Below are 26,519 nucleotides of genomic sequence, written 5' to 3'. Positions count from 1 at the left end.
AAATAAAGGCGCAAGGGCGCCTTTTTATTTGACTTTAAATATATTTTTTATTACCATATATTATCAAACAATATCATAAAGGAGAAATATGGATAATAAAGAAACCTACCCCGCCTCAATAAAATATCATTTACCGACAGAGAATAAAGAGCTTTTAAAGGTCATAAGTGATACCTCGGGCGTCTCAGTTAGCGAGATTTTAAGACGCCTCACTGCATATTATTTAAACCTCACCCCCGCGCAAGCTTCAAAGCTTATAACAAAATGAGCATTTTAAACGAAGCTTTAGAAGCACTCCCAGACACCAGCAAAGAGCGCCACACGCTCGAAGCAATACTAATCAGCGGCCTTTCGGCCAAAGAGAAAATCAACTTGACCCGCGCCTGTAATGAACTCGGTGTTGAGCGGAGCAAACTTATCCGCGCATTCCTTGAAATAGGTTTGCGCAACTACAACAACAGCAGGGGCGCCCAAGGTAGCGGCGGCCTTAATATTAAGAAAGGTATCTGATTATGCTAGAAGTCAATTACTTGGGCTTGCTTGACCAAGCTCTGGAAAAATACAACCTAACCGACAAAATCAATAAACAAGGTGTTTCCGACATTCTCGAAGAACTAAAATTTTATTATGAAAAAGAAGGCAGAGAACCGGAAGAGCAGCTCACCTATATTTTTGAGCAAGCACTACCAGACGGCGACCGAGACGAATATCTGAGCTGTGCGCGGTGCGATTGCCTGGACGGGTACATAGAAAATGTTCGCGCACGAGGAAATTCACCTGACCTTATTAAGTCTATTAAAGAAAAAGGAGATTTTAACGAAATTGCCGAAGACTATGATAGGTACTCAAAAGCGATTTGGGACGACGACCTTTATATGGTAAAGAAAAAATCTGCCGATATTGATTTTTCAGGTCTCCAGCAGACTTTTGTAGAAAGAGCGATACGCGCCTACTCTCACGATTTTACGGAAGAAGAACGAGAGCTATTCCGTTTTGAAAATCGCAGCAAAATCACCGCAACGCTTGCCAGTAAAAGTGAAGTGTTTTATGAGTTATGCCTTCCTGAAATCAGGCAAAAAATTGATTTTGAGAAAGCTTTGCCCTACGCGCAGACGCTTGCTCTCTTGGAGCAAACACAACCCACCTACGAACCGGGCACCTACTTCACAGACGCGCTGGACAAGGTGAATGAACTCAACGCACCAAAGAAAAAGACCTTAAAAATATGAATACATTGCGCAACAAAATAATCGTAGACGCCGCAATTTTTGCTTGGTTCTTACCGCTCGTTTGGTTCGCTTATGAGACCGCCTCCGGGCACCGCCAAGCAGAGTTTGGCGATTTCATAATCTACTTAATCGGCTTGGTGCTAGTTCTTCCGTCAACCTTTGTGTTCGCTCTAACTCATTTAAAAGCTTAAGCATATTCTCTATGACTATTTCCAGAAACAGAGACTTTTTTTAAGTCTCTTTTTTTTGGCCTATCGGTGTCATAGTTCTTCATTCTTTCCACAAAATCGCTCACGGTTTTGACTGGCAGGGCTCTATTTATCGCCCCTGATATCTCGCCCCATAGTTGCCCTTCCAGCAAAAGAACAAGAGACAGCGCGTCCTCTTTTTCGCCCTCATTTCCCTCATTTAGCGCGCTCACAGCACTCAAATAGAGTCTGTATTTACTAGATAAATCGAGGCCGATAAAGCCTTTATCCCCTTAATATCTGATATTTTTATATTTATGTGATATCTCATATTTGACTTTCTTTTTTATTCTGTTATCAATATAACAATAAGAATAAGAGAAAGCAAGCATACGCGAACGATAGCGCCCTTCGGTCTCTATCTAACCCTAACGGGTTTCGCGGCTTGTAAGGGGTTCCCCCTTAACCCCCTTGTTCTTCGAACTATAAATACAAATACAGGAAAAAATTTATATGGCAAAAATAACAGAAATTTTTAATAGTAATCGCGAAATTGAGCTATCTGACAGTGAGCGCTTGAGGATTGATATGGAAAGCAGATATGCCGCTTATGGATTGAAACTCACCACGGTTTTTTGTGAGTACGATATCGACAAATTCAAGGTGGAGTTCTCATTAACTAACCTGAAATTTAGCTCTGTTATTTTTCCAGAATCTGGAACTTACTCAGACATTCCAGGAAAACTGGAAAGAGTAATACTCTCTGCTTTCGAGGTATTTTTTAGAGAGAAATTTTTTAAAATAAAACCGTTATCGACAGTAAGAAAATCAACAAAAACAACGACAGGAGAATATTATGAGATTACAAGGAGAAAAAATTTAAGGAATTTCAAAGTGAGAGAGAATTCAATTATTTGTACGGCAAGGCGGCTGGAAAGCCAAGAAAGTCAGTGGCTGATAACTGCGTTGAGTTTACAAAAGAAGAGGATTGTTTTTTTGCCAAGCTAGCAGTCAGATACGCTGATTGGCGCCTCTATTTTGAGAAAGAAATTATCGACGGCGAGACGGTCCTCTCTGTCAGCTATCGATTAAATGGTTCCACCTTTTGGATTCACGCACCCGCTAAAAGGATTAGCTCGGACCAACTACAGGAACTTATTTTTAGCTCGATACGCGAAACATTTATCAAGCACTTGGGCGCGAAATGAGCAAGAAAAACCGCGTCCTTTTCACCCGTTTGACTGAGGAAGAACACAGCAAAGTTTCTGATGACTTTTTTAAATTCTGGCGCTGTAAGCGTGGCCGAGTACGTGCGCGCCACACTTTCAAAGCAGCAACCAAAGCGCCACAACAGAGACTTTTTTTTCCTGTATCGCAGAGATTAGGCGTGTTGGAAACAACATAAACCAAATTTCTATGTCGCTTCACGTAATCAAAAAAAGCGCTGATAAAAACAGCTTTGATTTTTCGATTATTGAGCGAGAGCTTGAAGCGATATCAAGCCACCTTGAAACCTTATCGCAAGAGGTTTCAAAATGATTTTGACATTTTCGGGCTACGGAAAAGGCAAAGGCCACGGGCCTGTCGCTTATGTGTGCGACAGCATAAAACACGACGGCACTCAAAGAAGCGTAGCGCCCGAGATTTTGAAAGGCTCTAGAGCGACCACCAAAGCGCTCATTGATAAAAACGAGAATAAATACAAATACACAAGCGCAGTAATCAGCTTCACAAAAGAAGAGTTCTCAAAAGAACTTGCTTTAAAGGTCCTGAAAGACTTTATTGACTGCGCGTTTGTGGGCCTTAACCCCGCGCAGTACGACCTCTTGGCAGTGCTCCACCTGGACACAGAGCACCCGCACATTCACCTAGTCATACCCCGCGTTGAGCTGACCACGGGCAAGGACTTCAACATTGCGCCACCTCCCCCACGCCCCAACAGTGGCAAGCAGGCCCCTACCGGGTCCGTGGCGCCCGTTTGGAGGGACTGGAGCACCCTTACCCGCCACAAACACGGTTTGGCGCCTGTAGAGGCGTCTGAGGACTTGGACCGCCTCCCACTGACCCAGAAGGAGCGGCGCGCTCTGTCCAAGGTCGAACTGTCCAAGCTCCCACACACGCAGGCCAAGCTAGCACTTGACGGCTTTGTAAAAGACAACATTGCCAATGGCCTCATTCGCACCAAAAAAGACATTGTTCAATTTTTAAAAGAGCAAGGCTTTGAAGTTTGCCGCATTACTTCAAACAGTATCAGCGTTAACCACAACAATAAAAATATCAGACTATCAGGAGGAATTTATGAAGACAGAACAGACAGAAAAACTTTTACCGACCTCGCCTTTGAGCAAGCAAGAGAGCGAGGAAGTGGAAACACTTTTGGACCGATTGAACAAAAACCAAAAATCAATCGACGGGAAAATTTTGATAATGCTTCAAGCGAACTTGGAAGAATTAAACAGCGATACCAAGTACAGATTTCAAAAATTCACAACAGAAATATTGCGCGCTATCGGGGAGGAAACAGTCAAAGCGGAGAAGTACATAGCTCGGTATTTTCGCAAGCTGGTGCGCCCCGTCAAGCTGTGGTTCGCAGCCCTACTGATAAGCAACCTGTTAGTTCTCACAATGTGTCTAATCGTGCTTTACAAAATAAGCCGACTATAAAAGCTGTTTCTTCTGGAGGAAAAGGCGACGACCGTTCACAAATTGCGGAGCTTCTCGCAAGACTAGGCCAAACCTCCGACCCCTTTCAAAGATTGGAACTAGAAGCTCAAATTTTTGATATCACGAGGAAAGTACCAAACCTATGAACTTCGAGCAACTTCTACAAAAAAACATTCTCGACTATCACAACGAGCTTTCATCCAAATACGGCCCCGCTGGAGCCTCCTTTAAGAAACTTCATAGTGAAAATTGTGGGACTATAGCTCGCTATTTTTGTCAAAGTTCACTAATCGAATATGACGCCGAAGAGGTTCTTTTTAGTGGAATAAAAAAACGGTGATACACGAATTCTCTCACCATATCCAGCAAAAACAGTTTGGCTATACAAAGCACGACTTCCTTTTTTACCTAATCAATCAACTGATTATTATTCTAGAGAGGACTTTCGACAGCCCGCGCACGGCATTTTTTTATAAGTCATTACGACCTACACGAGGATAAAGAAGCAATCTCGACACCGATAAATTATTTATTTGTCTATGAAGAACTTAAAAAATACTCAGCGCTTCCGCTCAACCAAGCCTTAAAAAACTGTAAATTTTTAGAGGTTGCTATTTTCGGCGTGCGGGACATTCAGGACTTTGACTACGCAGACCACACGGAAGAAATTAAATTACTCGAAGAAAGAAAACAAAAATATGGACATATTTAAAAGGCTACTTACCTTATTTTGCAAAAGACCAAACGAACAAGCTGGTTTAATTAAAAACCCCGTCTTCAACATTTTTTTGACGCCTGCGAGTCAGGCAAGCAAAAACGTTCGAAGCTATTCTGACCTTATTAAAGCACTTGAAGAAAGCAAAATTAAAACCAGAGATAAAGAGTAATTATGGGCATATTCAATCGGCTTTTTAATTTTCTACTTGGCAAACCAAACGAGATAGCTAAAACAAGGCGCACAAGAAAAACTCGATATGACAGAGATATTGAAAATATCTCCAATTTGCTTGACATAAAGCCTCGCGTTTTTTAAATCTTACAAAGAGCACTTAAAAGAAAGCCTTCAAGACCCGAACAAGATAAACAAAAAGCCTTTAGCAATCACCCTCCAATTTGTCCCGAGCAGCCAATCAAACAGAAATGTGCGCAGCTATCTTGAATACACAACGGGTTCTTACAAAACCTGGCAAGCGATTAGAAACAAATGCGAGAACGACGCGGGCGGAGTTTGTGAAATCTGTGGCGACACCTCTCAAAAATATGGCGTCAAGCATTCGACTGAATGCCACGAAGTTTGGAGCTATGACGAAGAAATACAGATACAAAAACTTGAGTACTTGATAGCTCTATGCGTTCGTTGCCACAAAATTGTTCACCTTAACCAACACAAAGCCATTGAGGAAGATTGGAAATCTCTTTTAAAAGACTACGAGTATCTGAACAACATTACAGCGAAGCAGGCTAAAAACTACTACGACAAAAGCTTATCGCGGCAAAAAAGACAATCTAGCATAAAGTTTAAGATTGATTTAAGTTTTATCCAAGGCCCGTCAAACTTCGACCCACACGCCAAAGAATTTGAAGAGTTTTTGATAAAATTTAAAGAAAAGGATTGATTAAACTTTTATTTATGCTACTGTATTATCTAACAATATCAACAAGGAGACTTTAATAATGAAAATAAGAAAACTAGTTTACGCAATTTTGATTGCGCTTTCAGCTCACCCGCAAGCATTCGCGCAAAATATCGACAGTGCCAGCGCAGGCTATATTGTGGGAGTGGACAAAGCGCCGCCCTTTACCCAAATTGGCGCGGAAACCGGCAACACTTCACAAGCCGTAGGCCAAGGGGTTGAATATAGAACCGTCCCTTGTTCTGGCGGGAAAGTAGGTACGGTTTATCAAGCCAGAAAGGTTTACACCCGTCAAAACTTATCCCAAGTTTTTGAAGAGTGGTACACGCAATCTGACGACTGTAAACAGCCACAAGACGGAGCTATTGCCGATTTGTATGCTCGCTTAGCCGTCCAAGGTGGAGAAATACAGGCATTGAAAAATAAAGCACCCGTAGGCGCTGTAAGTCCAATATTTACCATTCGCACCGGTTCATTTTTTGGTAGCACAAACGGCGGAACAATGACCGGATTTTGTTTCTCCGGAGGCTTTGAAAATTGGCCCAACTCTTACAACCAACAAATTACTTGGGATACTTTGTTAAATGGGCAGTCCTCAGGCGTTGGAACATTTATCGGCCCGTGGCCCAACTGGCCAGGAACACAGGTAAGGGCTTACCTATACACAGGCCCTCTCTGCCCAGAGGGAATGCGCTTCACTATCATTGGGCAAGGAGCACCAGAGGCGCCCAGCGGTGAATAAGCCTCCCAGAACGACTAAACCGCCCCACAGGCGGTTTTTTCTTGTGTGTTGAGCCTTACCCCCTCCCCTGCCCCCTTTGGCCCCTGTAGGCCCCCACCTTGCGCGCTGCCCCGCACTTGTGAGACCATAGGTGAGCCGGTTTCTTGGTGGCTAATCGACCGGCTCTGCCACCAAAAAATCGTTGATTTTGTTGAGTTTTTCCCTCTGGCAGCGCGGGAATCCGTGAAGAGCCACCAACAAAACGAAAAAGCCTTGTAAGTCGCTGACTTACAAGGCTTTTTTCTTGGCCGAGAGATAGGCGTCGGGCACGTATTTCTCCATCAGCGTCTGCGGCCGCGCGGGCGGCGTGAAGCCGAATTTCGCGTAGAGCCCGTGGGCGTCGGAGGTCGCGAGCATGAAGCGACGCAGCCCCTGCAACGGCGGATGGGCCACCACCGCCTCGACCAGCGCCTTGCTGTAGCCCTTGCCCCGGTGTTCCTCGAGCACGAACACGTCCACCAGGTAGGCAAAGGTCGCCAGGTCGGACACGACCCGCGCGTACGCCACCTGCGAGTCCCCGACAAAGCCGCCGAAATTCAGCGAGTTGCGAATCGACGTGCGCACCGTCTCGATCGGGATCTCCCGCGCCCATGCCGACTCTTCGGACAGGAAGCGGTGGATGAGCGGTACGTCCAGGTCTTCGGCGTTGGTGGAAATTCGAAGCTGTTCCATGGCGAAGAGGATAATCCGCGCCGATGCCCGCCGCCTCCCAAGCCGCTGCCCACACCGCACCCCACAGGCCCGCCGCCCGCGCGGCCCTGCGGCGTCCGGGCGTGGGCCTGATCCGCTGGGTGCTGCTGTGGTTCGCGCTGTCGCTCGGCGTGGCCGTTGCTTCACCGGTCGTGCATCCGCAGGCCGTGGAGCTGGTCTGCTCCAGCGCCGGTTCGGTCAAGGCCATCGTGCACACCGACGACGGCGCGCAAGAGCTGGGCATGGGCCACATGGACTGCCCGCTGTGCGTGCTGGCCGGCGCACCGCCCGCGACGCCCGTCGTCGAGCTGCCCGTGTTCATGGCGCCGGCCCACGCGGTCTCGCCGACGCTGTCCGCGCACATCGCCGTGGCCACTGCCGGCGCGCCCCTGCCGGCGCGCGGGCCGCCTTCGCTCTCCTGACGCTTCCTCTTCCGTTCGCCCGCATGTGACGCCGCCTCGCCGAGGCGAGCCGCATTGCATCGTGCGTTCTTGCAACGTGTCAGTCGGCGCCCATGCCCGGGCGCCAGAGAGCCTTTTTCCTCATGACCCATTCCACGCTTTCACGCCGCCGGTTGTTGTTGTTGCTGCTGCTGTCGGGCGGCACCGCCCTGGCTTCGCTGGCCCTCGCGGGCTGCGACGGCAAGGTGATTCCCGCCAGCTTCAACGGCGTCGACATCACCGGCGCCAACTACGCGCAGGACTTTCGCCTGACCGACCCCGACGGGCACGAGCGCACGCTCGCCGACTACAAGGGCAAGGCCGTGATGGTCTTCTTCGGCTTCACCCAGTGCCCCGACGTGTGCCCCACCGCGCTCGTGCGCGCCGCCGAGATCAAGCGCATGCTCGGCACCGACGGCGAGCGCCTGCAGGTGATCTTCGTCACCGTCGACCCCGAGCGCGACACGCCCGTGGTCCTGAAGGCGTACACCCAGGCCTTCGACCCGAGCTTCATCGGCCTGTACGGCGACCTGCAAAAGACCAGCGAGACCGCGAAGGACTTCAAGGTCTTCTACAAGAAAGTGCCCACCGGCTCGTCGTACACCATGGACCACTCGGCCTTCAGCTACGTGTTCGACCCCAAGGGAAAGATCCGCCTCGTGCTGCGCCACGAGCAGAGCGCGCAGGAATGCGCGCAAGACATCCGCCAGGTCCTCGGTTCGGCATCGGCCTGACCCCTCATCGCTTCACACCCAGGAGACGCTTCTCATGAAATACATCGCACACACCCTCGCCATCGCCGCTGCATTGCTCGCGGCTTCCGCCCATGCGCAAGTGACCGTCAAGGACGCATGGATCCGCGCCACCGTGCCGCAGCAGAAGGCCACTGGCGCGTTCATGCGGATCGACGCCGCGAAAGACACGAAGCTGGTCTCGGCCAGCTCGCCCGTCACGCCCGTGGTCGAAGTCCACGAGATGGCCATGCAGGACAACGTGATGCGCATGCGCCAGGTGCCCGCTGTCGACGTGCCGGCGGGCAAGACCGTCGAGCTCAAGCCCGGCGGCTATCACGTGATGCTGCTCGACCTGAAGCAACAAGTGAAGGAAGGCGACACCGTGCCGCTCGCGCTGGTGTTCGAAGGCAAGGACGGCAAGCGCGAAACGGTGGAGGTGAAGGCGCAGGTGCGGGCGCTCAATGCGTCGGCGCAGCCGGCCGCGGCGGGGCATGGGGACCACAAGCACTGAGCCGCGTGCGCCGGCGGCGGCGCATCACCAGCAGTCGGCGGGGGCCTGCGAACCGCTGACGGTTTGCGTGCCCAACTGATCGATGGTGTACGTGCCGCACAGCGTGTCGTTGGCCTGGGCGTTCACGGGCGTGGCGGTCGCGGTGAAGCCCGTGGCCGACGACGCCGTGACGTTGAGCTGATAGAACGCCGTGCCGCTGGTCAGCACATTGAGTGGAAAGGTTCCGCCGTAACCCAGATTGGCCGGGGTGCTGGTGTAGGCGTTGTTCATGGTGAAGTAGCGCTCTTCGCGCGTCACCAGGTCCAGCAGCGCGGTCTTGGCGTCGGTGCGGCGCGACTTCTGAACCTGCTTGGTGTAGGCCGGATAGGCAATGGCGGCGAGGATCGCCACGATGGCCACCACGATCATCACCTCGATCAGCGTGAAGCCCGCGCCGGCACGCGGGCTTGCTGCGTTGTTGGAGCGTTGGATTTTTTTCATGATGATCAGCGCAGCTTGGCCCAGGTCAGTCGCTTGCCCTTGCCGTTGGCGGCAGGGTTGATCTTGGTCACGACGCCCGTGCCGCCCACGGTCTGCTGCACCAGGTAGGGCCATTTGTTGGCCGTGACGATCGACGGCGTGCCGGTCGCGCTCAGGCCGATGCCGCTCACGATGCCGCCGTTGTAGACCACGAAGTTGCCGTTCTGGTCACCGAAGAACGACGCGTTGGCCGCGCCGCCGCTGTCCAGCGACACCGCCATGGTGTAGCCCGCCGCCGGCTGCGTGTCGCAGGTCAGCACTTGCGACACGGCGGGAATGGTGGTGTTGACCAGGAACATGCCGTAGGCCGTGGTCGGGCTGTAGATGACCTGTTCGTTGCCCGTGCTGGGCAGCGGCAGCGTCCAGCCGAACTGCGTGTTGGAGCCCGCGCCTCCCTTGCAGGCGCTCGACCCCTTCCAGCAGACCTTGTTGGTGCTCAGCGTGCGATAGCCGGAAACGGAGCCGCTGCCGGGCGCCGTCGCGGTGATGCTCTGGGCCAGCAGCGTGGTGGTGTCGACCGTCTGCGGCGAAGCGAGCGACGCGTACTGCGCCGACGCGCCGCCCTTGGCGTTCCATGCGGCCATGTTCCAGTCCCACACGCCGTACAGGGCCTGGGCGGCGGATGCATAGGTGGCGGCATTGACCTGTGTCTGCGGAAACTGCTGTCCCGTGCCGAAGCTCACGACCACGCCCGGCTGGCCCGAAGCGCCGATGCCCAGCACCGACGACACCGTCACCCGCGTCGTGATCGGCTGCCCGGTTGCGGTCTTGAAAATCGGCGCCGACGAGGCCGCCCACTTGGCGGGGTCGGAGTCGGTCAGGTCGAAGCGCCACACGTTGCCCAGCACGTCGCCGGCATAGACGTAGTCGGTCACGTGGTCGCCATCGAGGTCGGCGGAGGTCACGTAGCAATGCCGTTGCGGGCCGTGACCGTGGTGCCGCTCATGGTGGGCCCGGCCTTGGTGTCGATGAAGCGGAAGCTGATGGCGCCCGAGGCCGGGTCCACCAGCATCACGAACAGCCCCGCCGTGCCCGTGCTGCTGTTCAGGCCGTTGCCGAACAGCGCGGCCCACTGGCCGTTGTGCAGGCGCCGGATGATCGGCGTGCCGTAGGTGCTGCCGAGGTTGTTGCCGCAGTTTGCGTTGCCGACGCAGGTGATCGCGCCGGTGCCGGTGCCCGAGGTCCACTCGCCGCGCACCAGCGAGGCTGCATTGGCTTCGGAGAACTGCGTCGGGTCGGTCACGTCCAGCGCGTAGATCACGCCGTTGGCCACCGTGGTCTTGTCGCCGATCGGCCCGCCGGCGTTGCCGCCGGCGCCCACGCCGCTCACCAGCCACGTGTGCCACGCGCCGTTGTAATACAGGTCGCCTGTGCCCGGCGTGGCGTCGGTGTAGAGGCTGTGCGAGTACTGCGTCGAACTGAAGTCCAACCCCGGCGTGGTGGAGTGCATCACGTTCAAGATCGCCGCGGGGATGTACGCGAGCACCTCGTTGCCGTCGTTCGTCGTCTTCACGAAATTGCCGCTTGCATCGTAGGTGCCGCTGCGAAAGCCGTGCAGGAAGCCATCGTTGGCGCCGATATAGACCACGTTCTGGCGACCGCCCTGCGCCGTGGCCGCGGTAGTGCCGGCAAAGGCTGCGTAGGTGCCCGCCGCCTCGGGCGCGGTGCTCGCCGGATAAAGCCCGTCGAGCCATGGCCCCGTGTAGGGCAGCGACGGCCCGCCGACCCACGTCGGGCTGGAGTCGACGATGTCGCCGAGCACGCCGGTGCGCGTGCGCAAGGTGCCGCCGGTGCTGGCCAGCTCGTTGCTCCTGTCTCCCCGGAGGTATCGCAGCCGGATGTCGGTCGCGCTCGAATCGCCCGCGCTGAGCGCGGTCTGCTGCGCCGTGGTGAGCTTGCTCCACAGGAAGGGAATGCCCGCGGTCCCGTTCCAGCTCAGCATGTTGCGGCTGCCCGATGCCTGCGCCGTGTTGGTCCCGGTCGTGGCCTGGCAGGTGCCGCCGGTCAGCACGCAGCTGGCGTCCCAGTTGGCGATCGGGTTGATCGACACGATGCCCGTGGACGGGTCGCTCACCAGGTCTTGCGCCGTCAGCTCGCCCCACGAGTTGGTCTGGTGGTAGTAAGCCAGGTACACCTGCGTGCCGGCCTCCACGCGCGCCGACTGCTGCACGTTGGTGCCGGCCGAGCTGCTCGACTGGTTGACGGGCGCGGCCTTGAAGCAGGTGATCTCGTGCACGTTGCTCGATCCGCCGGTGCCGGCCGAGAAGCCGAAGCGGAAATTGGCGGGCAACGGTCCGTTGGTGGCGGTGATCGACTGCTTGTTGATGACGTTCTGCGCCGCGCCGCCGTTGACGCTGTAGGAGAGGCTCAGCAAGCCGTCCTGCGTGACCTGCAGGCCGTAGGTGATGGGCGTTGCAGTGCCACGCAGAGGCATATTGACGCCCTGCTGATTGGAAATGGAAAGACCCGCGGGCAAGTTGCTGTAGGCGGTCCCGTTGAGAAGCAAGGGGTAGTCGAGCAGCGATGTCGAGGTCGCATTTCCCGATGGCCCTGTCGTGGTGGTGGTGCAGTTCTTTTTCTTGTCGCAGGTCGTCGTGGTCGTGACGCTGTAGTCCATCACCACGCCGCTCTTGCAAGTAGCCTTTACCGCCGCAGTCTGCTGGGCCCCCGTGAGCACGCTGGGGTAGTGAACCGGGTCAAGCGCATTCAGCGACGCCCAGGTAATGTTGCCCGCGCCCCGCACGCTGATGCGGCCGGCCTTGAAGCCCGGCCCCGTGGCGGTGTTGTCGCCGGGGTTCGAGAAGTTGCCGTACTCGTCGATGCCGACGCCGAGGTAGCCGCCCACCACGCCTTCGTACTGGCTGTTCGTGTTGGAGCAGCTGTACCCCAGGCTGCCGCCGAGGCCGCCGACCGAAGGAGACTTCGATCCGTCCGCCAGGAAGAAGCTGATGCCGTCCGCGCCCGTGCCGTTGTCGCCGTCGCCGCCGTAGGTCACGGTGGTGAACGTCACCTGCAAACCCTGGTTGCTCGGGAAGGTGAAGTTCGACACCACGGCCCCCGTCTGGTTGTCGCCGTTGGAGCCGCCCTTGGTCGTGTCGCCGTTGGTCAGGCGCAGCGCGCCCGAGCCCACCGCGTCGGGCAGGCGGCCGGTGGTGCCGCCCACCAGCAGCGATTTCTTGCCCGTGTAGTACGTCAGGTTGCCGATGCACGCCGGGATGTGCCCCGTGTCGTTCCCCGCCGTGAGGCAAGCGCCGTTGAGCGCCTGCCAGTCATAGGACGACGACGCCCCCGTGAGCGTGTCGCTGATGATCAGCTGCGCATGCGCCGCCCAGGGCGCACCGGCCAGCATGCAAAGCAGCAGGCCCTGGAATTTCCGCAAACGATTCATGCCCGTGTTCCCTCGCTCAAGGTTGGTCCAGCGGCTTGTTGCCGCCCGACACCTGGTAGGTGCTCTGCACCACGGCCGCCGCCGTCGTGCTGCCGCCGTACCCGAAAGCCGAGACCTGGTAGAGCAGCGACTTGCCGTCGGGCGACAGCCCGAGGTAGCCGATGCTCAAGCCGGGCTTGGCGTTGTAGTTGATGTCTCCGCTGGCCGCGATGCCGCCGCCGGTGGCCACCGTCATGTTGGGCGGCAGGTAGTCGGCGCGCGCCGACCAGGGCAGGGTCGTGGGGGCGGTCAGCATGTTCGAGCACACCTGCATCTGCGACAGCGTGTTGGCATTCAGCACGCCCGAGCAATTCGCGCCGGTGCTGCCGTTGCCCTGGCCCAGCCACCACTCGCCGTACTGCAAGGCGCTTTGCGCTGCCTCCAGCGCACGCTCCTTCTCGCGCGTGTTGCCGGCGATGCGCTCCTGCAGGTTGAAGCTGCGGAACATGCTCACCGACAGCACCGTCAGCACGATCAGGAACAGCATCGCCACGATCAGGACGAAGCCCTGTTCTGTCGAGCGCGAACCCGAACGTGCGGCGGAAAGCGGCGTGTGCGCATGCGTGCTCATGACTTGTTCATCAGGTTGACGGTCTGCGTCCACGCGACGCTGGCCGGTTGACCCGTCTGGGCGGAAAAAGGATTGGCCAGGGTCACGGTGATCTGCGCGGTGCGCACCTGCGGCCACCATGCATTCGAAGTCACCGTGGCCGCGTCCAGGTACTGCAGCGCGGTGCCGTCACCCTTGGTGTCCGTGGCGTAGAGCACCTTGAGCGAGGTCACGCCGCCGACCAGCGGCGTGGTCGTCGTGCCGCCGTCGGTGGAGCACAGCAACTCGTTGGCGGCGCTGACCGTGAAGGTGTTCATGACCAGCTTGTTGACCTTCGAACTGGCCGGGTTCACGTTGCCCAAGCAATCCATGAGGCCGTCACCGCTTGCCGTCATGTAGCGCGAGGTGATGGTGTCGCTCGCACCCGAAGCGCCGGTCAGCCCCACCAACCCCTGGCCCGCCGCGAGGCTGCCGTAGCCGGCCCCCGTCGCGGCCGGCAGGTCGGTGACCGCCGTATTCACCAACGGGTCGGGAAAGTAGCCCGCCGCCTGCACCGTGGTCGTGAGCACGGTGAGCACCAGCCGTTCGTTGTCCTGCAGCAGCGCGAGCTGGTCCTGCGAGGTGAAGGCCTGCTTCATGTTCAGGAACAGCGCCCCCAGGCCAGCCAGCAAGAACAGGCCGATGAGGATCGCCACCATCAGCTCGACCAGGCCGAGCCCGGCCTGGCCGCGCGGGCCTCGGGGGAAAGAGGAGATGCGGCGGTTCATGGTTCGACGTAGAGGCTGTACTGCAGCGCGGACGAGCCCTGGGTTGCGCCGAGCGCAACGGCCGTGCTGCGGTTGACGGCAACGTACTTCTCGGTCCAGCTCAGGTTGATGACGCAACTGATCGGCGTGCCGATGGCTGTGGTGCACTGGATGGCGGCCGCATACGTGGGAAAGCGCGCGTTCATGTTCACGGCCCAGGCCTGCAGGTCGTAGGCCGCCATTTGCGCGGCCGTGCAGCCCGCGGTTGCCGCAGGACCGCACGCGACCGTGGCGCTCAGGATGCCCGAGCCATCGGTCACGGTGGTTCCCTTGACCGACACGCTGCCCGGCGCGGCGCCGACGCCCCAGAAACCGTGGTTCCCGTGCATGGCCTCCGCCAGGCTGGAGGCCTGCAACGCGATCAGCGCACGCGCACGCGCGTTCTGGGTGTTCGACAGCGCGGCCGCCTGCATCTTCGACAGGCCGATGAGCCCGAGCGACACGATCAGCAGCGCAACGAGCACCTCCAGCAGCGAGAAGCCCCCGGCGCGGCGCGAGACGAAAGTGCGCTTCTTCATGCGCAGGCCCCCTTGCCACCCTGGAGCACGGTCTGATGCCCCACCCTGTTGACGGACACGCAGCGCGTGGCCGCCGCATTCACCGGCGCCGTGCGCAGCGCCAGCAGGATCGATGCGCCGGGGCTTGCAACCGGAAGGTTCGCGAACCCGTCGCGGCTGTAGGTGACCGCCACGATCGACGGCGCCGCTGCAAAGGTGTCGCCCCCCTTCCACGCGGGGCGCACGCGCAGCACCGTGTCGCCAGTGGTCACGGTGCCGGAACCGTCCACATCCGAGAACACGATCCATCCGCTTTGCCAGGTGTTTGCTCCCAGGCAGGTCTTGCCGTCCGACGACGGGCACACACTCACCGGAATGCCCTGCTTGATCGCCTCCGAGCGCGCGAACTGCAGGTCCCCCGCGAACGAGTTGACCTCCGCGCTCACGCGGTTGCTCTGGATCAGGCTCACGAACGATGGTGTGGCAATCGCGACCATGATCGCAACGATCGCGACCACGACCATCAGCTCGACGAGCGTGAAACCGGTCTGCTGGCGAGGCGGCACATTCATGGTCAGTTCGCTTGCGTGGGGCGAGCCACGCACACGCCGGAGTGGCATGTCACGGAGCACCGCTGTTGGTAACAAGTGTTTCCAATTCGTACTGACCAGTTACTGACCGGTGCGCAGGTTTTGCCGATGAACGGCCGTACCGCGCGGTTGAACGGTAAATACCCTGTTCGGGTGATGGTGTGGCGCCCCTCAGTTCACAAGAATCAACCTTCGATAACAACTTCTCACGACTCACGCGGTTCGTTCAAGAAGTGGCGGGCGCTCCTCCCAGAGCGGCACCGACGGCAATGTGGAGGCGCAGACAGGGGTTCTTCGGTATGCCGCTTACTTATCTGCTTCACCTGGAGCACGCCCGCTTGCCGCTGCACGTGACCGGCGCGCCGGACGTGCGCCGCGTGTCGATCCTCAAGGCGACAGGCCTTGTCGAAGCCACGATCGAACCGGCCCTGGCCACGGGCGGAAGCTACCGGCAGGCGCAAGCCGCGCTGGTGACTTGCATCACCGACGACGGGCACGCCGAAATCGCGAGGATGCGAGGCAGGAGCGTTCCAAACGATGAAAGGCTTTTGAAAGCCATCAGGAAGAGCCTCGCGCCGCTGGCCTACCTGCGCAAGATAGAGAACGCATCGTTTCCCCTGCGCGTGGAAGTGCGGGACGAACTCCATTGCGTCGAAGCCCTGAAGCAGGCCGGCTTCATCGACGCCGCCATCCGCCCGCCGTCGGCGCCCCAAGCAGACGGCGACCACCCCGAACCGCTGGAGCTCGCGACGATCCGCCGCATCACCCCGCTGGGCCGCGCGGAGCTTGCACGCGGCAGATAGCGCGCGTCGCCTCGCCCCGGTCAGGGCGCGGGGTTGAACTTGTATCCCATCTTCGTGACCAGCGCGCTTGGCGCATCCGTGCTGGCGAACATCGTCAGGAATCGCCGCGCGCGCGTGATGCCCACGTAGAACAGGTTGCGCTCTTCGGTGTCCGGCGCGGAAGGCGCGGGGAACTCGCCCTGGGCCAGGTAGGGCAGCACCACGTGATCGAACTCCAGCCCCTTCACGTTCGCGATGCTGGCGATCAGGAGGTTGGCGGTCTTCTTCTGGTTGCGTTGCTTCTTCTCGGCGTCGTTGAGGCTCTGGAAGTAGTCGCTCGCCGTTTCGAACCGCGTCGCCGCGCGCTGCAGCCCCTCGAGGTTTCCGAGCGCATCCATCCGCCGCTGCTTCGACACATAGACCTCGTTGACGATCGACTGCACCTTCAGCGCGTCGAGGAGCCCGGCCAGCAGGTCGGGGCCCTTTTTCTCCTGGGCCAGCTTGACCGCGCGCTCGAGCCTGAGCTTCATCGAAGGCGCCGCGGTCCGCAGGATCTGGTTGTTGAAGAAGTGGACCAGGAAGTTCGGGTTGTCCTTCACGCTGCGAATCGCATCGGCGAGCAGTGCCTCCTGTGTTTCGTGCTCCCGGCCCTTGACGTCGATCTTGCTGCCGCTGAAGAAGAACAGCGCCTGCATCACTTTCTCGCGCGTGTGCTCGTCGGAAACGCTGCCGAGGTCATCGGTTGCCACGGCAAGCACGCCGCGAATGAACAGCACCTCGGGGCGCATCAGGTAGCTGTCCAGCCCGCTCATCGTGTAAGACAAGCCCGAGGCCAGCAGCGCGTTCTCGATGTGCACCGACTGGTAGGCGTGCCGCAGCAGGATCGCGAACTCGTTCATCTTCGCGCGCGGCTGCGCCTGCCATTTCAGCGCTTCTTCGACGACCATGCGCGCGCAGTCTTCGTGCGCGCCGTAGCCCGCGAGCGACAGCCTGGTTTCGTGCCCGGCCATGGAGCTGTACGGTTTCCCGGCCACGCGGCCGGCCTTGGTTGCGAGCGACTTTCCGAAGCGGTAGCTGTGGGTCAGCGGGTAGCGCTTCACCTTGCGCCGCGTCACGCGCTCCATCGCGTCGCCCATGAAAAGCGCGTCAGCGCCGGTGGTTTCGTGGATCACCTGGTCGCGGTCGCCCACGCCGCAGAACAGGCTCGCGGTGGAGTTCAACAGCTTCTGCAGCACACGGAACATGGCCTGGTTCAGGTCGTGCATCTCGTCGACCATCAGCACCTTGGCGCTGAAGGGCCACGCCCGCAGGCCGTCGATGGGCTCGTCTTCGTAGAGCAGGCGTGCGAGGTCGTAGGTCGCATCCAGCGGCCCTCTGAACAGGGGCCGGTCGGCGTTCTCGCGCCGGCGGATGCGTTCGTACGCGAGAAAGATCTTGAGCTTGGTGTACTCCACGCCGATGGAGGCCGCGTAGTCCGGCGTGACCGCCCGATCGTCGCGCTCCAGGAAGTCGCGCATGGTGCCCTTGAGCAAGGCATTGAGGTCAAGAAAATCCTCGACCATGTCGTTGTCGCCCAGCGAGGGCATGACGAGCTCGGCGCGCCACCGGTCGCCCTCGCCTTCCTCCACGCGCTGAATCGCCTGCCAGACGATGGGCTTCAGTTCTTCGGCCTGCAGGAGCGACGGCACGCTGGCACCCAGCATTTCGTCCAGCACCTCTTCGCAGAACGACTCGAAGGTCTGGATGCGAAAGCGCTCCACCACGCCCTGCGGCACACCCAGCTTGCGCAGGGCGGCCCTCAGCGCGTCGCAGGCCGTGCGGGTGTAGGTGAGCACAAGAAAGAAATCGGGGCTGGTGCCGCGCGACCATGACTCGGCCATGCGCAAGGCCAGCGTGGTGGTCTTGGCGGCGCCCGCGTTGGCTTCGACGATGATGGTCCGGTCGGCCGCGACCTGAATGGCTTTTTGCTCCGCCGTCGGCGACAGCGCCTGCGGCACGAACTGGGCATTGGTGTCCATTGATTTGACTGATTGGAAACTCGGACACGCCGAAATGAAATGGGAGGGCGCCGCCTGATGCCTTCGCGTGAAGGCGACGCGCTACGCGCCCGGGTCTTCGCCCTGCTGTTCGGTGCGCGCGTGCAGCATGCCCAGCGAGGCCACGACGAATCGCTGGAGCGACGCACGGTGCGCCGCGTCGAGCAGCGGCGCGCACGCAGGCTCGGACCTTAACTCATCGGCGCGCTCTTCATCCCACGCGAGCAGCTGCATCAGCGTGTGCGCGCGTCGATCACGTCGCGCGTGTCATTGAGGAACGCGGCGCGCTGGCGCGCGTGGGGGTCGAGCCCCTCCAGCGGATGCCAGGCGAAGGGCTTGAATTGCGCGCCTGCATGCGCGGCGCGGGGTGATGCGGATGAATCGGCCATGTCGGCCTCCCTTCGGTTCGGCTTTGCTACAACCGCGCACCACGCTGCTAAACGAAGGCGCGGCTCGAACGGGTTAGCAGACCGGGAACCGCTAGGCGAAACCGGCAGGGCGCGAGCCCTCCCATCCGAGCCGCCTAAAAAAGAAGCCGGAATAGAAAAGCCGCAACACCATTGCGGTCTGCGGCTTTCACCGCGGTTACTTCAGGCTGCTAAACCCGGCCCCGCTCATCACGAGGCGGACTGAATGTAGCGGCGCACCTCCCTCGCGTCAACCTGCCGGCGACACGCGCAGATGCAGCGGGCTCGCGGGCCGCAGCGTCACGTTGAGCATGGGGCGCGGCGCGCCCTGCCCCTCGGGCACCGAGAGCACGTGGCGCTGGAGCAGCATCGCCGCCACCACCGTCATCTCGGTCATGGCCAGGTGCTGGCCCAGGCACACGCGCGGGCCCGCGCCCAGCGGCATGTAGGCGCCGCGCGGCACCTCGGGCGCACCGGGGGCAAAGCGTTCGGGGCGAAACACCAGCGGGTCCGCGAACCATCGCGGATCACGCTGCATGAGCTGCACCGGCACCATGAACATCGTGCGCGCCGGAAACTGCCACCCGCCCAGCGTCACCGGACGCGTCGCGCGCCGGCTGAACAGCACGGGCGCGGCGGGGTACAGGCGCATCGTCTCCTGCAACGTGCGCGTGAGCGCGGGCAAGGCAGTGAGGTCTTGCGCCGTCGGCGCGCGGCCCTGCAGCCGCTCCTTCACTTCATCGGCGGCCACGCGCTGCGCTTCGGGGTTGGACGCAAGGCACCATGCCCACCACGTGAGCGTGGCCGCGACGGTCTCGTGCCCCGCGAGGAACGCGGTCATGCACTCGTCGTGCACGGCCTGCAGCGGCCAAGCCGCGGGGTCGTCGTGGTGCAGTTGCAGCAGGCGCGTGAGCAGGTCGTCAGGGCGCTCTTGCGGCGCCATGGCCGAGCGCGCGCGCAAGTGGCCGTCGATGAGCGTCCGCAGCAAGGCCTTCGCTTCGCGCTTGGCACGCTTCCACGGCATCGCGTCGGGCCAGCTCGCGGGCCAGTAGAACTCGCTGTCCGCCGCCATGCCGACGGTGTGCACGGCCTGCGCGACCGATGCCGCGTCGTCGCCGATGGGGCGCGAAAACAGCATGCGCACGATCACGTCCATGGCCAGCGTGGTGAGCGCGCTTTCTATCGGCCATTGCGCGTTGTCGCCGCGCGGCCACACACGCATTGCAAGCTCCGCTGTCTCGGCAATGGTGGGCACGAAGCTCTGCGTCGACTTCGGCGAGAACGCGGGCTGCAGCGCATGCCGCTTGTCGCGCCACGCCTCGCCCTCGGACACCAGCACGCTGTGGCCATGCACCTGCGAGAACACCCGCATGCCGCGCTCCCAGCGGATGAGCGCATCGTGGTTCGCCACGAGCAGCTCGCGCACCAGCGCCGGGTCGGTCACGACGACCTGGTGCTCGGGCCAGATGCGCAGATGCACCAGGTCGCCATGGCACTGCCGCCAGTCGCCGAGCGTGCCCATCAGGTCGCGCGACATCCGGTTGAGCAAGCCCCAGCCGGTGACGCCCGATGGCGGGCCGGGCGGCCAATGGCCGAGGGGATGGAGCGCCGGCGCATTCGCGGGCGCAGCCGCGTGCATCGGGCAAGCAGAAGAAGAGGAAACGCTGTTCATGCCCCGCATGGTTCTCGATTTCACGCGCGCCGTCTTGAACCGAAACGACACCGGCGCAGCCACTGCCTAAACTCGAACCTCCGATGCCCGTCGCTCCCCTGCTTTCCCCACCCGCCTACCCCGACCCGCTGGCGCGCGCGCCGCGTGTCGGCGCGCAAGACACCGGCCGCATCCTGCCGACACCACCGGTGCTGCAAGGGGCCGTGGTGGCCGTGGTCTCGCGCGACACGCGGGGCCTGGCGATGAGCGATGCGCAACGGCTCGCGCACTTTCCGGCCTCGCCGCTCATGAGCCTGTCGTGGTTCCAGCACACCGAGGCCAGCATGATCGAGCGTGGCGACGCGCAGCCGCATGCGCGTTGGCAGCCCTCGGGCGCGGACTCGGCGATCGTGATCTCAGGCAGCCAGTCGCGCCCCTCGGTCTGCTGGGCACACGCGACCGGACGCACCGGAATGATCTGCTTCACCGCCGACATCGCGCGCACGCTGTTCGGCGTCGACCCGGCCGCCGTTCACGACCGCTTCGTGCCCGCGCACGAGGTCATGGACGCCGCGTGGACCCCCTTGCTCGACGCGTTGATCGCAGCGCCCGACGACACCGCCACGCTGGCCGCATTGCGCGAGCACATCGCGCCGCGTTGGCAGGCCCTGCATGGCCGCTCGGCCACCGCGCCGTCGCTGCGGCAACTGGGCCGCCACTGGGTCGAGCGCCTGGCATGGCAGGCGCTCGAATGGCGCCGCACGCACAGCCCGCGCCAGGTGGAGCGCCGCGTCAAGGCCTTCAGCGGGCGCTCGCTGCGCGACTGGCAATCGCTGGTGCGCACCGAGGGCCTGTTCTTCGCGGCACGCGAGCGCTACGAGGCCGGCCAGCCCTTCGACTGGGCGACGCTGGCGCTGGACCACGGCTTTGCCGACCAGTCGCACCTCGTGCGCGCCACGCGGCACATCGCGGGGTTTTCTCCGGGCGAATTTGCCGAGCGCTTCGTGCGGGACGAGTCGTTCTGGATGTACCGGCTCTGGATCTAGCGGGCCAATTTCCGGCTGCGCGGCCTACCACGCTTTTCCTCATTCCTCACGCCGCGATAAACGTCTTTTCGGGCCTCGTCGAGGGGCTGCCTATTCAACAGGCAACGTGGTGGGAACCCACGCCAGGCCTCACTGTGCGGGCCCGTCTCCCCGCACAACCCACAGAGTTGTCCACAGAAAAATCGGACAAGTCATCAAACTGACTTTGCCGCGACATATCCCTTGAACATTTCGCGCAGCCTGGTCTTCAGCAGCTTGCCGGTGGCTGTATGCGGCAGGCTGTCGACGAAAGCCACGTCGTCCGGCAGCCACCATTTGACGACGCGCGTCGAAAGGAATGTGAGCAGTTCCTCTCCTGTGACCTCCGCGCCCGCGCGCTTCACCACGATGAGCAGCGGCCGCTCCTGCCACTTCGGATGCGCGACGCCGATCACCGCCGCCTCGGCCACGGCCGGGTGCGCGCTCGCGGCGTTCTCCAGTTCGATGGAAGAAATCCATTCGCCGCCCGACTTGATCACGTCCTTCGCGCGGTCGACCAGTTGCACGTAGCCGTCTTCGTCGATGTTGGCGACGTCGCCGGTCGGAAAGAAGCCTTCCGTATCCAATACCGGCCCGCCCTCGCCCTTGAAGTAGCCGCTGGCAATCCACGGGCCGCGCACATGCAGGTGGCCGAAGGCCTTGCCGTCGTGCGGCAGGCGCTGGCCGTCTTCGCCCACGATCTTCAGTTCCACGCCCCACACGCCGCGGCCCTGGCGCATCTTCACGCGCAGTTGCTCTTCCTTGGGCATGGCGTGGTGCTTGGGCAGCAGGTTGCCGATCACGCCGATGGGGCTGGTCTCGGTCATGCCCCAGCCCTGCACGAAGTCGGCGCCGAAGTCGCGCTCGAAGCGCTCGATCATGCTGCGCGGCGTGGCCGCGCCGCCCACGCCGATGCGCTTCAGGCCGATGGCGCGGGTGTCGATTTCGGGGTGCGCGTCGAAGTACTGGAACAGCATCAGCCAGATGGTGGGCACGGCCTGCGAGAAGCCCACCTTCTCGTCGCGCATCAGCTCGTACAGGCTCTGGCCGTCCATGTGCGGGCCGGGCATGACCAGCTTCATGCCGGTCATGGCCGCCGCATACGGCATGCCCCAGGCGTTGGCGTGGAACATGGGCACCGCGAGCAGCAGCGTCATCTGCGAGTTGACGCCGAAGGTGTCGGGCGCGCATTCCATCAGCGAGTGCAGCACCGTGGAGCGGTGCGAATACAGCACGCCCTTCGGGTTGCCGGTGGTGCCCGAGGTGTAGCAAAGCGACGAGGCGGTGCGCTCGTCGAACTCGGGCCATGTGTAGCTCTCGCTCTGCGCGCCGATCAGCTCGTCGTAGCACAGCAGGTTGGGCACGTCGATGTTCGGCATGTGCGCGCGGTCGGTCATGGCGATGAAGGCGCGCACCGACTTCAGGCCCGGCGCGAGCTTCTCGACCAGCGGCGCGAAGGTGGTGTCGAAGAACAGCACCTTGTCTTCGGCGTGGTTGACGATGTAGTCGATCTGCTCGGGAAAGAGCCGCGGGTTCACCGTGTGCAGCACCGCACCCGAACCCGACACGCCGAAGTACAGCGCCAGGTGGCGGTAGGTGTTCCACGCCAGCGTTCCGACGCGGTCGCCGGGCGCGATGCCCAGCGTCTTCAATGCATTGGCCACCTGCTTGGCGCGGCGCTGTATTTCCGCATAGTTGGTGCGGTGCACCGGCCCCTCCACGGTGCGCCCCACGACCTCGGCGTGCGGGTGGAAGGTGGCCGCATGGTCGATCAGTGAAGAGATCAGCAGCGGGCGGTCTTGCATCAATCCGAACATGGTCTTGTCTCCTGTACGCTGGGGCGATGCTAGGCAGCCGCCGCGCCGCGCCGCATCGTCGGAACGGACGATTGAGGGCCCTCGAGGGTTGCCCCTAGCATCCCCCTTCAAGAGGACTTTTGCATGAACGTTCAGGACGCCGTCGCCACCCGCCGCTCGGTGCGCGACTTTCTCGACACGCCGGTGCCCGGCGACGTCATCCGCCGCGTGCTCGCGCAGGCACTGCGCGCGCCTTCGGGCGGCAACCTTCAGCCGTGGCACCTGCACGTGGTGGGCGGCGACAGGCTCGCGCAGCTCAAGGCCATCATGCGCGACCGCGTGCAGGAAGAACCGGGCGGCGAAGGCAGCGAGTACGACATCTACCCGCGCGAGCTGGTCGCGCCGTACCGCGATCGCCGTTTCGCCGTGGGCGAGGCGATGTATGCGCGCCTGGGCATTCCGCGCGAGGACAAGGCCGCGCGGCGCGAATGGTTTGCGCGCAACTACCAGTTCTTCGGCGCGCCGCTGGCGCTGTTCTGCACCGTCGACCGCCGCATGGGGCCGCCGCAGTGGTCCGACCTGGGCATGTTCCTGCAGAACGTGATGCTGCTGCTGCGCGCGAAGGGCTCGACAGCTGCCCGCAGGAGTGCTGGGCGATCTACCCGCAGACCATCGGCCGCTTCATCGACCTGCCGCCGGAGCGCATGCTGTTCACGGGCATGTCGATCGGGTATGCGAACCGCGGCCGGCCGCTCGATGCACTGGTGACGGAGCGTGCGTCGCTGGACGAGGTGGCGCAGTTCGTCGGCATCTGAAAGGCGGGCAGGGAACGAAACCTGCTTGAGGGTCGGCCGTTTGCGTGATCGTTCGTGCCCATGCGGTGCAGAATGCGACCGATGCCGCAAGACCGAACGCTCCTCTACGCTGGACGCGAGTTCACGGTGGAGCATGTGCGCGCGCATCATCATGCGCACGCCCCCGGCTGGAGCGCGCCCTACACCCTCGAATCGCGGCGCATCATCTTCCCCGCAGGCCGCACGGTGCTCGACGTGCGATCGGGCGACGGCACCTGGCTCGTCGACGCACTGACCGCCATGCACTTCGGCGACGCCATGGTCTACCAGTTGCGGCCAGCGACTCCAGCGGCGCGGCTCAGCATGGTGGTGAGCCGGCACAAGACGACCCGCACGGACACGGGGCCCGCGTTCTACCTGCTGTCGCCGCGTTCCCTGTACCGCGTCCACGCGGCGCAGCAACAACTGCGCGCCGGCAATGCGGGTACGGACGACGTGGCCTCGCTGGTCGATGAACTCGCGGGGTCGCGCCAGCAAGCGCCCTCGAACGGCGCCGCCGCGCGCGCGAAGCGCCTGCTCGCGGAAACCGCCGACCGCGAGGCACGGCTCTCGTTGCACGACGTGGCCGACGCGGTCTCGCGCTCGCCGTTCCACCTGGCGCGCAGCTTCCGCCAGCAGACCGGGCTGAGCCTGCATCAGTACCGCCAGCACCTTCGGCTCGCCGCCGCGATGGAGCGCCTGGCCGAGGGCGACCGCGACCTCGCGGGCATCGCGCACGACCTGGGCTACTGCAGCCAGAGCCACCTCGGCGCGATCTTCCGGCGCGAAGTGGGCGTGACCCTGGGCGAAGCGCGGCGCGCGCTGACCGCACGAATCTGATAGCCGTGCGCTGCCCGCCGTCGCGACACTCCTCGCGATGGACAGGAACCTTCGCATCGGTCTTCTCGCCGCGCTGGCCGCGGCCTTCATTGGCAGCGCCTGGCAACTCGTCTCGCGCCACGGCGTGACCACCACGCTCGGGCCGATGGAACTGGCGCTGCTGCGCTACGGCATTCCCGCCTTGCTGCTCGCACCCCTGTGGTTCGGCCAGCGCCTCGTCGTGCCGCCCGAGGCACCGCGCATCGCGCTCGTGCTGCTCGTCGTCGGCGGCGGCCTGCCCTTCGGACTGCTGGTGCTGGCCGGCGCGCGATGGGCGCCGGCCAGTCACATGGGCCTGTTCATGGCGGGCAGCCTGCCGCTCTTCACCGCCATCGGCGCGTGGATTCACAAGGGCCAGAAGGTCGAAGGCGTCCGGCTTGCGGGACTGGCGTGCATCGCCCTGGGCATGGCGCTGTTTGCAGCGGGCAGCTTTCGCAGCGGTTCGCTCGACTGGCGCGGCGACCTGCTCTTTCTTGCGGCGGCCATGCTGTGGGCCGTGCATTCGCTCGCGTTCTCGCACTGCGGCCTCACGCCGTGGCAGGGCGCGGCGTTCGTCAACGGCTGGTCGAGCCTGCTCCTGCTGCCCGTGCTGGCAATCGCGGGCGCGCCGAGGCTGCTGAGCGCGCCGTGGCCGGATGTCGCGCTGCAGGCTTTGGCTCAAGGCTTGGTTGCGGGCGTGCTCGGGCTCGTGATCTACATGCTGGCCGTCGCGCGGCTGGGCGCGGCGCGCGCTTCGTTGTCCGCGGCGGCGGTGCCCGTTCTGACCACGCTGGGCGCAGCGGCATGGATGAACGAGCCGGTCACCGGCGCGGTGCTGCTGGCCCTGGCACTGGTGGTGCCCGGCATCGTGCTGGCGAGCGGCGCGGTTCGGTGGCGCGCCAGGGAAGCACGGACCCGGCCACGGACGTAGCGTCTTCAGGCAAGGCGGGCAGAATGCGGCGAATCTTCAAAGGACGCCCGCGCTCATGAGAAAGCTGATCCTCCTTGCCGCTTCAGTCCTCTTGTTCACCGCAGCCTCTTGCTGGGCGCAGGAACGCAGCACCGTGCGCGTGCCCACGCCTTTCGTCGAAGGCGGCGCGCCCGTCACGCTGGAGATGGTGATCTACAAGCCCGAAGGCGCGGGCCCCTTTCCCACGGTGGTGTTCAACCACGGCTCCACGGGCATCGGCAACGACCCGAAGCTGTTCAAGGAAACCTACGCACCCGAACGCCTGGCCCAGTGGTTCACGCAGCGCGGCTGGCTCGTGGCGTTTCCGCAGCGGCGCGGGCGCGGCCAGTCCGACGGACTCTACGACGAAGGCTTCACGCCCAAGCGCGAGCACTACAGCTGCGACCCGGCGCTGTCGCTGGCCGGTTTCGACCACGCGCTCGCCGACATCGACGCCGCCGTCGCGTGGTTGCAGAAAGACCCCGACGTGGACACGAAGCGCATGGAAATCGCTGGCCACTCGCGCGGCGGCATTCTCGCCATCGCCTATGCGGGAACGCGGCCAGGCGTGTTCCAGGGAGCGATCAATTTCGTCGGCGGATGGATGGGCGACAAGTGCCCCGACAACACGGCGGATGCCATCAACCCCGTGAGCTTCAAACGCGGCGCGGCGTTTCCGCTGCCCACGCTCTGGCTGTACGGCGAGAAAGACAGCTTCTACGCGCTCGCGCACAGCCGCAAGAATTTCGAGGCCTTCACCGCCGCAGGCGGCAAGGGCAGCTTCTCGTCCTATGCGCTGGCGCCCGGTGTGAACGGGCACCAGTTGGTGGTGCAGCAGGCACTGTGGGGGCCGACGGTCGAGGCTTATCTGGCGAAGTGAGTT

General features: G+C 61.4%; 27 protein-coding genes and 2 pseudogenes. 17 read left to right on the top strand and 12 right to left on the bottom strand.

The genetic code is table 11. From position 1 onward, the window contains the following. The first annotated feature begins 264 nt into the window (after positions 1–264). The 8 genes from BMG07_RS15795 (at position 265) to BMG07_RS15760 (ending at position 6,457) form a co-directional block, all read left to right on the top strand. Entirely contained in the window at positions 265–510 is a 246-nt protein-coding gene (locus BMG07_RS15795; protein WP_198085370.1) for a hypothetical protein, read from the top strand. A 20-nt stretch (positions 511–530) separates the two neighbouring features. After that, the gene (locus BMG07_RS15790; protein ID WP_198085369.1) at positions 531–1,229 is read left to right on the top strand and encodes a hypothetical protein; all 699 of its coding nucleotides are present in this window, start codon (positions 531–533) and stop codon (positions 1,227–1,229) included. Positions 1,230–1,930: 701 nt separating this feature from the next. Next, positions 1,931–2,425: a hypothetical protein gene (locus BMG07_RS15785; protein ID WP_198085368.1), complete on the top strand. Its 495-nt coding sequence runs from the start codon at positions 1,931–1,933 to the stop codon at positions 2,423–2,425. Between the two features lie 196 nt (positions 2,426–2,621). Then, complete coding sequence (locus BMG07_RS15780) at positions 2,622–2,822, top strand: hypothetical protein (protein ID WP_198085367.1); 201 nt, start codon at positions 2,622–2,624, stop codon at positions 2,820–2,822. An 11-nt stretch (positions 2,823–2,833) separates the two neighbouring features. Continuing rightward, on the top strand, positions 2,834–2,956 hold the full coding sequence (locus BMG07_RS44915; protein WP_198085381.1) for a hypothetical protein: 123 nt from the start codon (positions 2,834–2,836) through the stop codon (positions 2,954–2,956). Next, the gene (locus tag BMG07_RS15770) at positions 2,953–4,227 is read left to right on the top strand and encodes a relaxase/mobilization nuclease domain-containing protein (RefSeq protein ID WP_198085366.1); all 1,275 of its coding nucleotides are present in this window, start codon (positions 2,953–2,955) and stop codon (positions 4,225–4,227) included. The genes BMG07_RS44915 and BMG07_RS15770 overlap by 4 nt, the downstream gene beginning before the upstream one ends. Before the next feature lie 996 nt (positions 4,228–5,223). After that, entirely contained in the window at positions 5,224–5,697 is a 474-nt protein-coding gene (locus BMG07_RS15765) for a hypothetical protein (protein ID WP_198085365.1), read from the top strand. Between the two features lie 58 nt (positions 5,698–5,755). Beyond that, positions 5,756–6,457, top strand: a complete 702-nt coding sequence (locus BMG07_RS15760; RefSeq protein WP_198085364.1) for a hypothetical protein — start codon at positions 5,756–5,758, stop codon at positions 6,455–6,457. A 267-nt stretch (positions 6,458–6,724) separates the two neighbouring features. Here the strand turns inward: BMG07_RS15760 and BMG07_RS15755 are convergent, their stop codons facing one another. Further along, entirely contained in the window at positions 6,725–7,168 is a 444-nt protein-coding gene (locus BMG07_RS15755) for a GNAT family N-acetyltransferase (protein WP_198085363.1), read from the bottom strand. 23 nt (positions 7,169–7,191) lie between these two features. On the opposite strand from BMG07_RS15755, the gene BMG07_RS15750 reads away from it, so the two are divergent. The 3 genes from BMG07_RS15750 to BMG07_RS15740 all read left to right on the top strand — a co-directional run bounded on the left by BMG07_RS15750 (position 7,192) and on the right by BMG07_RS15740 (position 8,871). Then, positions 7,192–7,608 carry a DUF2946 family protein gene (locus BMG07_RS15750; RefSeq protein WP_269759027.1) on the top strand — a complete coding sequence of 139 codons (417 nt, stop codon included), beginning with the start codon at positions 7,192–7,194 and terminating at the stop codon, positions 7,606–7,608. A gap of 122 nt (positions 7,609–7,730) precedes the next feature. Continuing rightward, positions 7,731–8,360, top strand: a complete 630-nt coding sequence (locus BMG07_RS15745) for an SCO family protein (RefSeq protein ID WP_198085362.1) — start codon at positions 7,731–7,733, stop codon at positions 8,358–8,360. Positions 8,361–8,394: 34 nt separating this feature from the next. Then, a complete protein-coding gene (locus BMG07_RS15740) occupies positions 8,395–8,871 on the top strand; it encodes a copper chaperone PCu(A)C (RefSeq protein WP_198085361.1) in 477 nt (158 codons plus the stop codon). A 24-nt stretch (positions 8,872–8,895) separates the two neighbouring features. Here BMG07_RS15740 and BMG07_RS15735 read toward each other — a convergent pair whose 3' ends face one another. From BMG07_RS15735 to BMG07_RS15710, 6 genes and pseudogenes are all read right to left on the bottom strand, one after another. Continuing rightward, positions 8,896–9,351 carry a type IV pilin protein gene (locus BMG07_RS15735; RefSeq protein ID WP_198085360.1) on the bottom strand — a complete coding sequence of 152 codons (456 nt, stop codon included), beginning with the start codon at positions 9,349–9,351 and terminating at the stop codon, positions 8,896–8,898. A gap of 5 nt (positions 9,352–9,356) precedes the next feature. Beyond that, positions 9,357–12,778: pseudogene (locus BMG07_RS15730) on the bottom strand (pilus assembly protein). Between the two features lie 16 nt (positions 12,779–12,794). Then, entirely contained in the window at positions 12,795–13,388 is a 594-nt protein-coding gene (locus BMG07_RS15725) for a PilX N-terminal domain-containing pilus assembly protein (RefSeq protein ID WP_198085359.1), read from the bottom strand. Then, positions 13,385–14,134: a PilW family protein gene (locus tag BMG07_RS15720; RefSeq protein ID WP_198085358.1), complete on the bottom strand. Its 750-nt coding sequence runs from the start codon at positions 14,132–14,134 to the stop codon at positions 13,385–13,387. Before BMG07_RS15720 ends, BMG07_RS15725 begins: the two co-directional genes overlap by 4 nt. After that, complete coding sequence (gene pilV / locus BMG07_RS15715; RefSeq protein ID WP_198085357.1) at positions 14,131–14,691, bottom strand: type IV pilus modification protein PilV; 561 nt, start codon at positions 14,689–14,691, stop codon at positions 14,131–14,133. The genes BMG07_RS15720 and pilV overlap by 4 nt, the downstream gene beginning before the upstream one ends. After that, the gene (locus BMG07_RS15710; protein WP_198085356.1) at positions 14,688–15,242 is read right to left on the bottom strand and encodes a GspH/FimT family pseudopilin; all 555 of its coding nucleotides are present in this window, start codon (positions 15,240–15,242) and stop codon (positions 14,688–14,690) included. The genes pilV and BMG07_RS15710 overlap by 4 nt, the downstream gene beginning before the upstream one ends. Positions 15,243–15,598: 356 nt before the next feature. On the opposite strand from BMG07_RS15710, the gene BMG07_RS15705 reads away from it, so the two are divergent. Continuing rightward, positions 15,599–16,063, top strand: a complete 465-nt coding sequence (locus BMG07_RS15705) for a hypothetical protein (RefSeq protein ID WP_269759026.1) — start codon at positions 15,599–15,601, stop codon at positions 16,061–16,063. A gap of 20 nt (positions 16,064–16,083) precedes the next feature. On the opposite strand, the gene BMG07_RS15700 is transcribed toward BMG07_RS15705, so the two are convergent. The 4 genes from BMG07_RS15700 to BMG07_RS15690 all read right to left on the bottom strand — a co-directional run bounded on the left by BMG07_RS15700 (position 16,084) and on the right by BMG07_RS15690 (position 20,157). Beyond that, positions 16,084–18,060, bottom strand: a complete 1,977-nt coding sequence (locus BMG07_RS15700) for a UvrD-helicase domain-containing protein (protein ID WP_198085354.1) — start codon at positions 18,058–18,060, stop codon at positions 16,084–16,086. 81 nt (positions 18,061–18,141) lie between these two features. Then, entirely contained in the window at positions 18,142–18,312 is a 171-nt protein-coding gene (locus BMG07_RS42240) for a hypothetical protein (RefSeq protein ID WP_269759025.1), read from the bottom strand. Continuing rightward, on the bottom strand, positions 18,312–18,467 hold the full coding sequence (locus tag BMG07_RS42235) for a hypothetical protein (protein ID WP_269759024.1): 156 nt from the start codon (positions 18,465–18,467) through the stop codon (positions 18,312–18,314). The genes BMG07_RS42240 and BMG07_RS42235 overlap by 1 nt, the downstream gene beginning before the upstream one ends. 268 nt (positions 18,468–18,735) lie before the next feature. Beyond that, positions 18,736–20,157 (bottom strand): cytochrome P450, encoded by a 1,422-nt coding sequence (locus tag BMG07_RS15690; protein WP_374221284.1) that lies wholly within the window; start codon positions 20,155–20,157, stop codon positions 18,736–18,738. A gap of 83 nt (positions 20,158–20,240) precedes the next feature. Here BMG07_RS15690 and BMG07_RS15685 point away from each other — a divergent pair, with 83 nt between their 5' ends. Next, on the top strand, positions 20,241–21,182 hold the full coding sequence (locus BMG07_RS15685) for a helix-turn-helix domain-containing protein (protein WP_198085353.1): 942 nt from the start codon (positions 20,241–20,243) through the stop codon (positions 21,180–21,182). A gap of 194 nt (positions 21,183–21,376) precedes the next feature. Here BMG07_RS15685 and BMG07_RS15680 read toward each other — a convergent pair whose 3' ends face one another. Beyond that, positions 21,377–23,017: a 3-(methylthio)propionyl-CoA ligase gene (locus BMG07_RS15680; protein WP_198085352.1), complete on the bottom strand. Its 1,641-nt coding sequence runs from the start codon at positions 23,015–23,017 to the stop codon at positions 21,377–21,379. Positions 23,018–23,140: 123 nt separating this feature from the next. Here BMG07_RS15680 and BMG07_RS15675 point away from each other — a divergent pair. The 4 genes and pseudogenes from BMG07_RS15675 to BMG07_RS15660 all read left to right on the top strand — a co-directional run bounded on the left by BMG07_RS15675 (position 23,141) and on the right by BMG07_RS15660 (position 26,516). After that, positions 23,141–23,811, top strand: a pseudogene (locus tag BMG07_RS15675) (nitroreductase). 81 nt (positions 23,812–23,892) lie between these two features. Next, positions 23,893–24,669: an AraC family transcriptional regulator gene (locus BMG07_RS15670; protein WP_198085351.1), complete on the top strand. Its 777-nt coding sequence runs from the start codon at positions 23,893–23,895 to the stop codon at positions 24,667–24,669. A 37-nt stretch (positions 24,670–24,706) separates the two neighbouring features. Beyond that, a complete protein-coding gene (locus tag BMG07_RS15665) occupies positions 24,707–25,618 on the top strand; it encodes a DMT family transporter (RefSeq protein ID WP_198085350.1) in 912 nt (303 codons plus the stop codon). 55 nt (positions 25,619–25,673) lie between these two features. Next, positions 25,674–26,516 (top strand): dienelactone hydrolase family protein, encoded by an 843-nt coding sequence (locus BMG07_RS15660; RefSeq protein WP_198085349.1) that lies wholly within the window; start codon positions 25,674–25,676, stop codon positions 26,514–26,516. Positions 26,517–26,519 lie beyond the last annotated feature (3 nt).

The organism is Variovorax sp. E3 (assembly GCF_016082275.1).
In the GTDB taxonomy this organism is placed as follows: Bacteria; Pseudomonadota; Gammaproteobacteria; order Burkholderiales; family Burkholderiaceae_C; genus Variovorax.
Note: the sequence above shows the minus strand (reverse complement) of the source record. Positions and strands in the feature narration are given on the sequence as shown.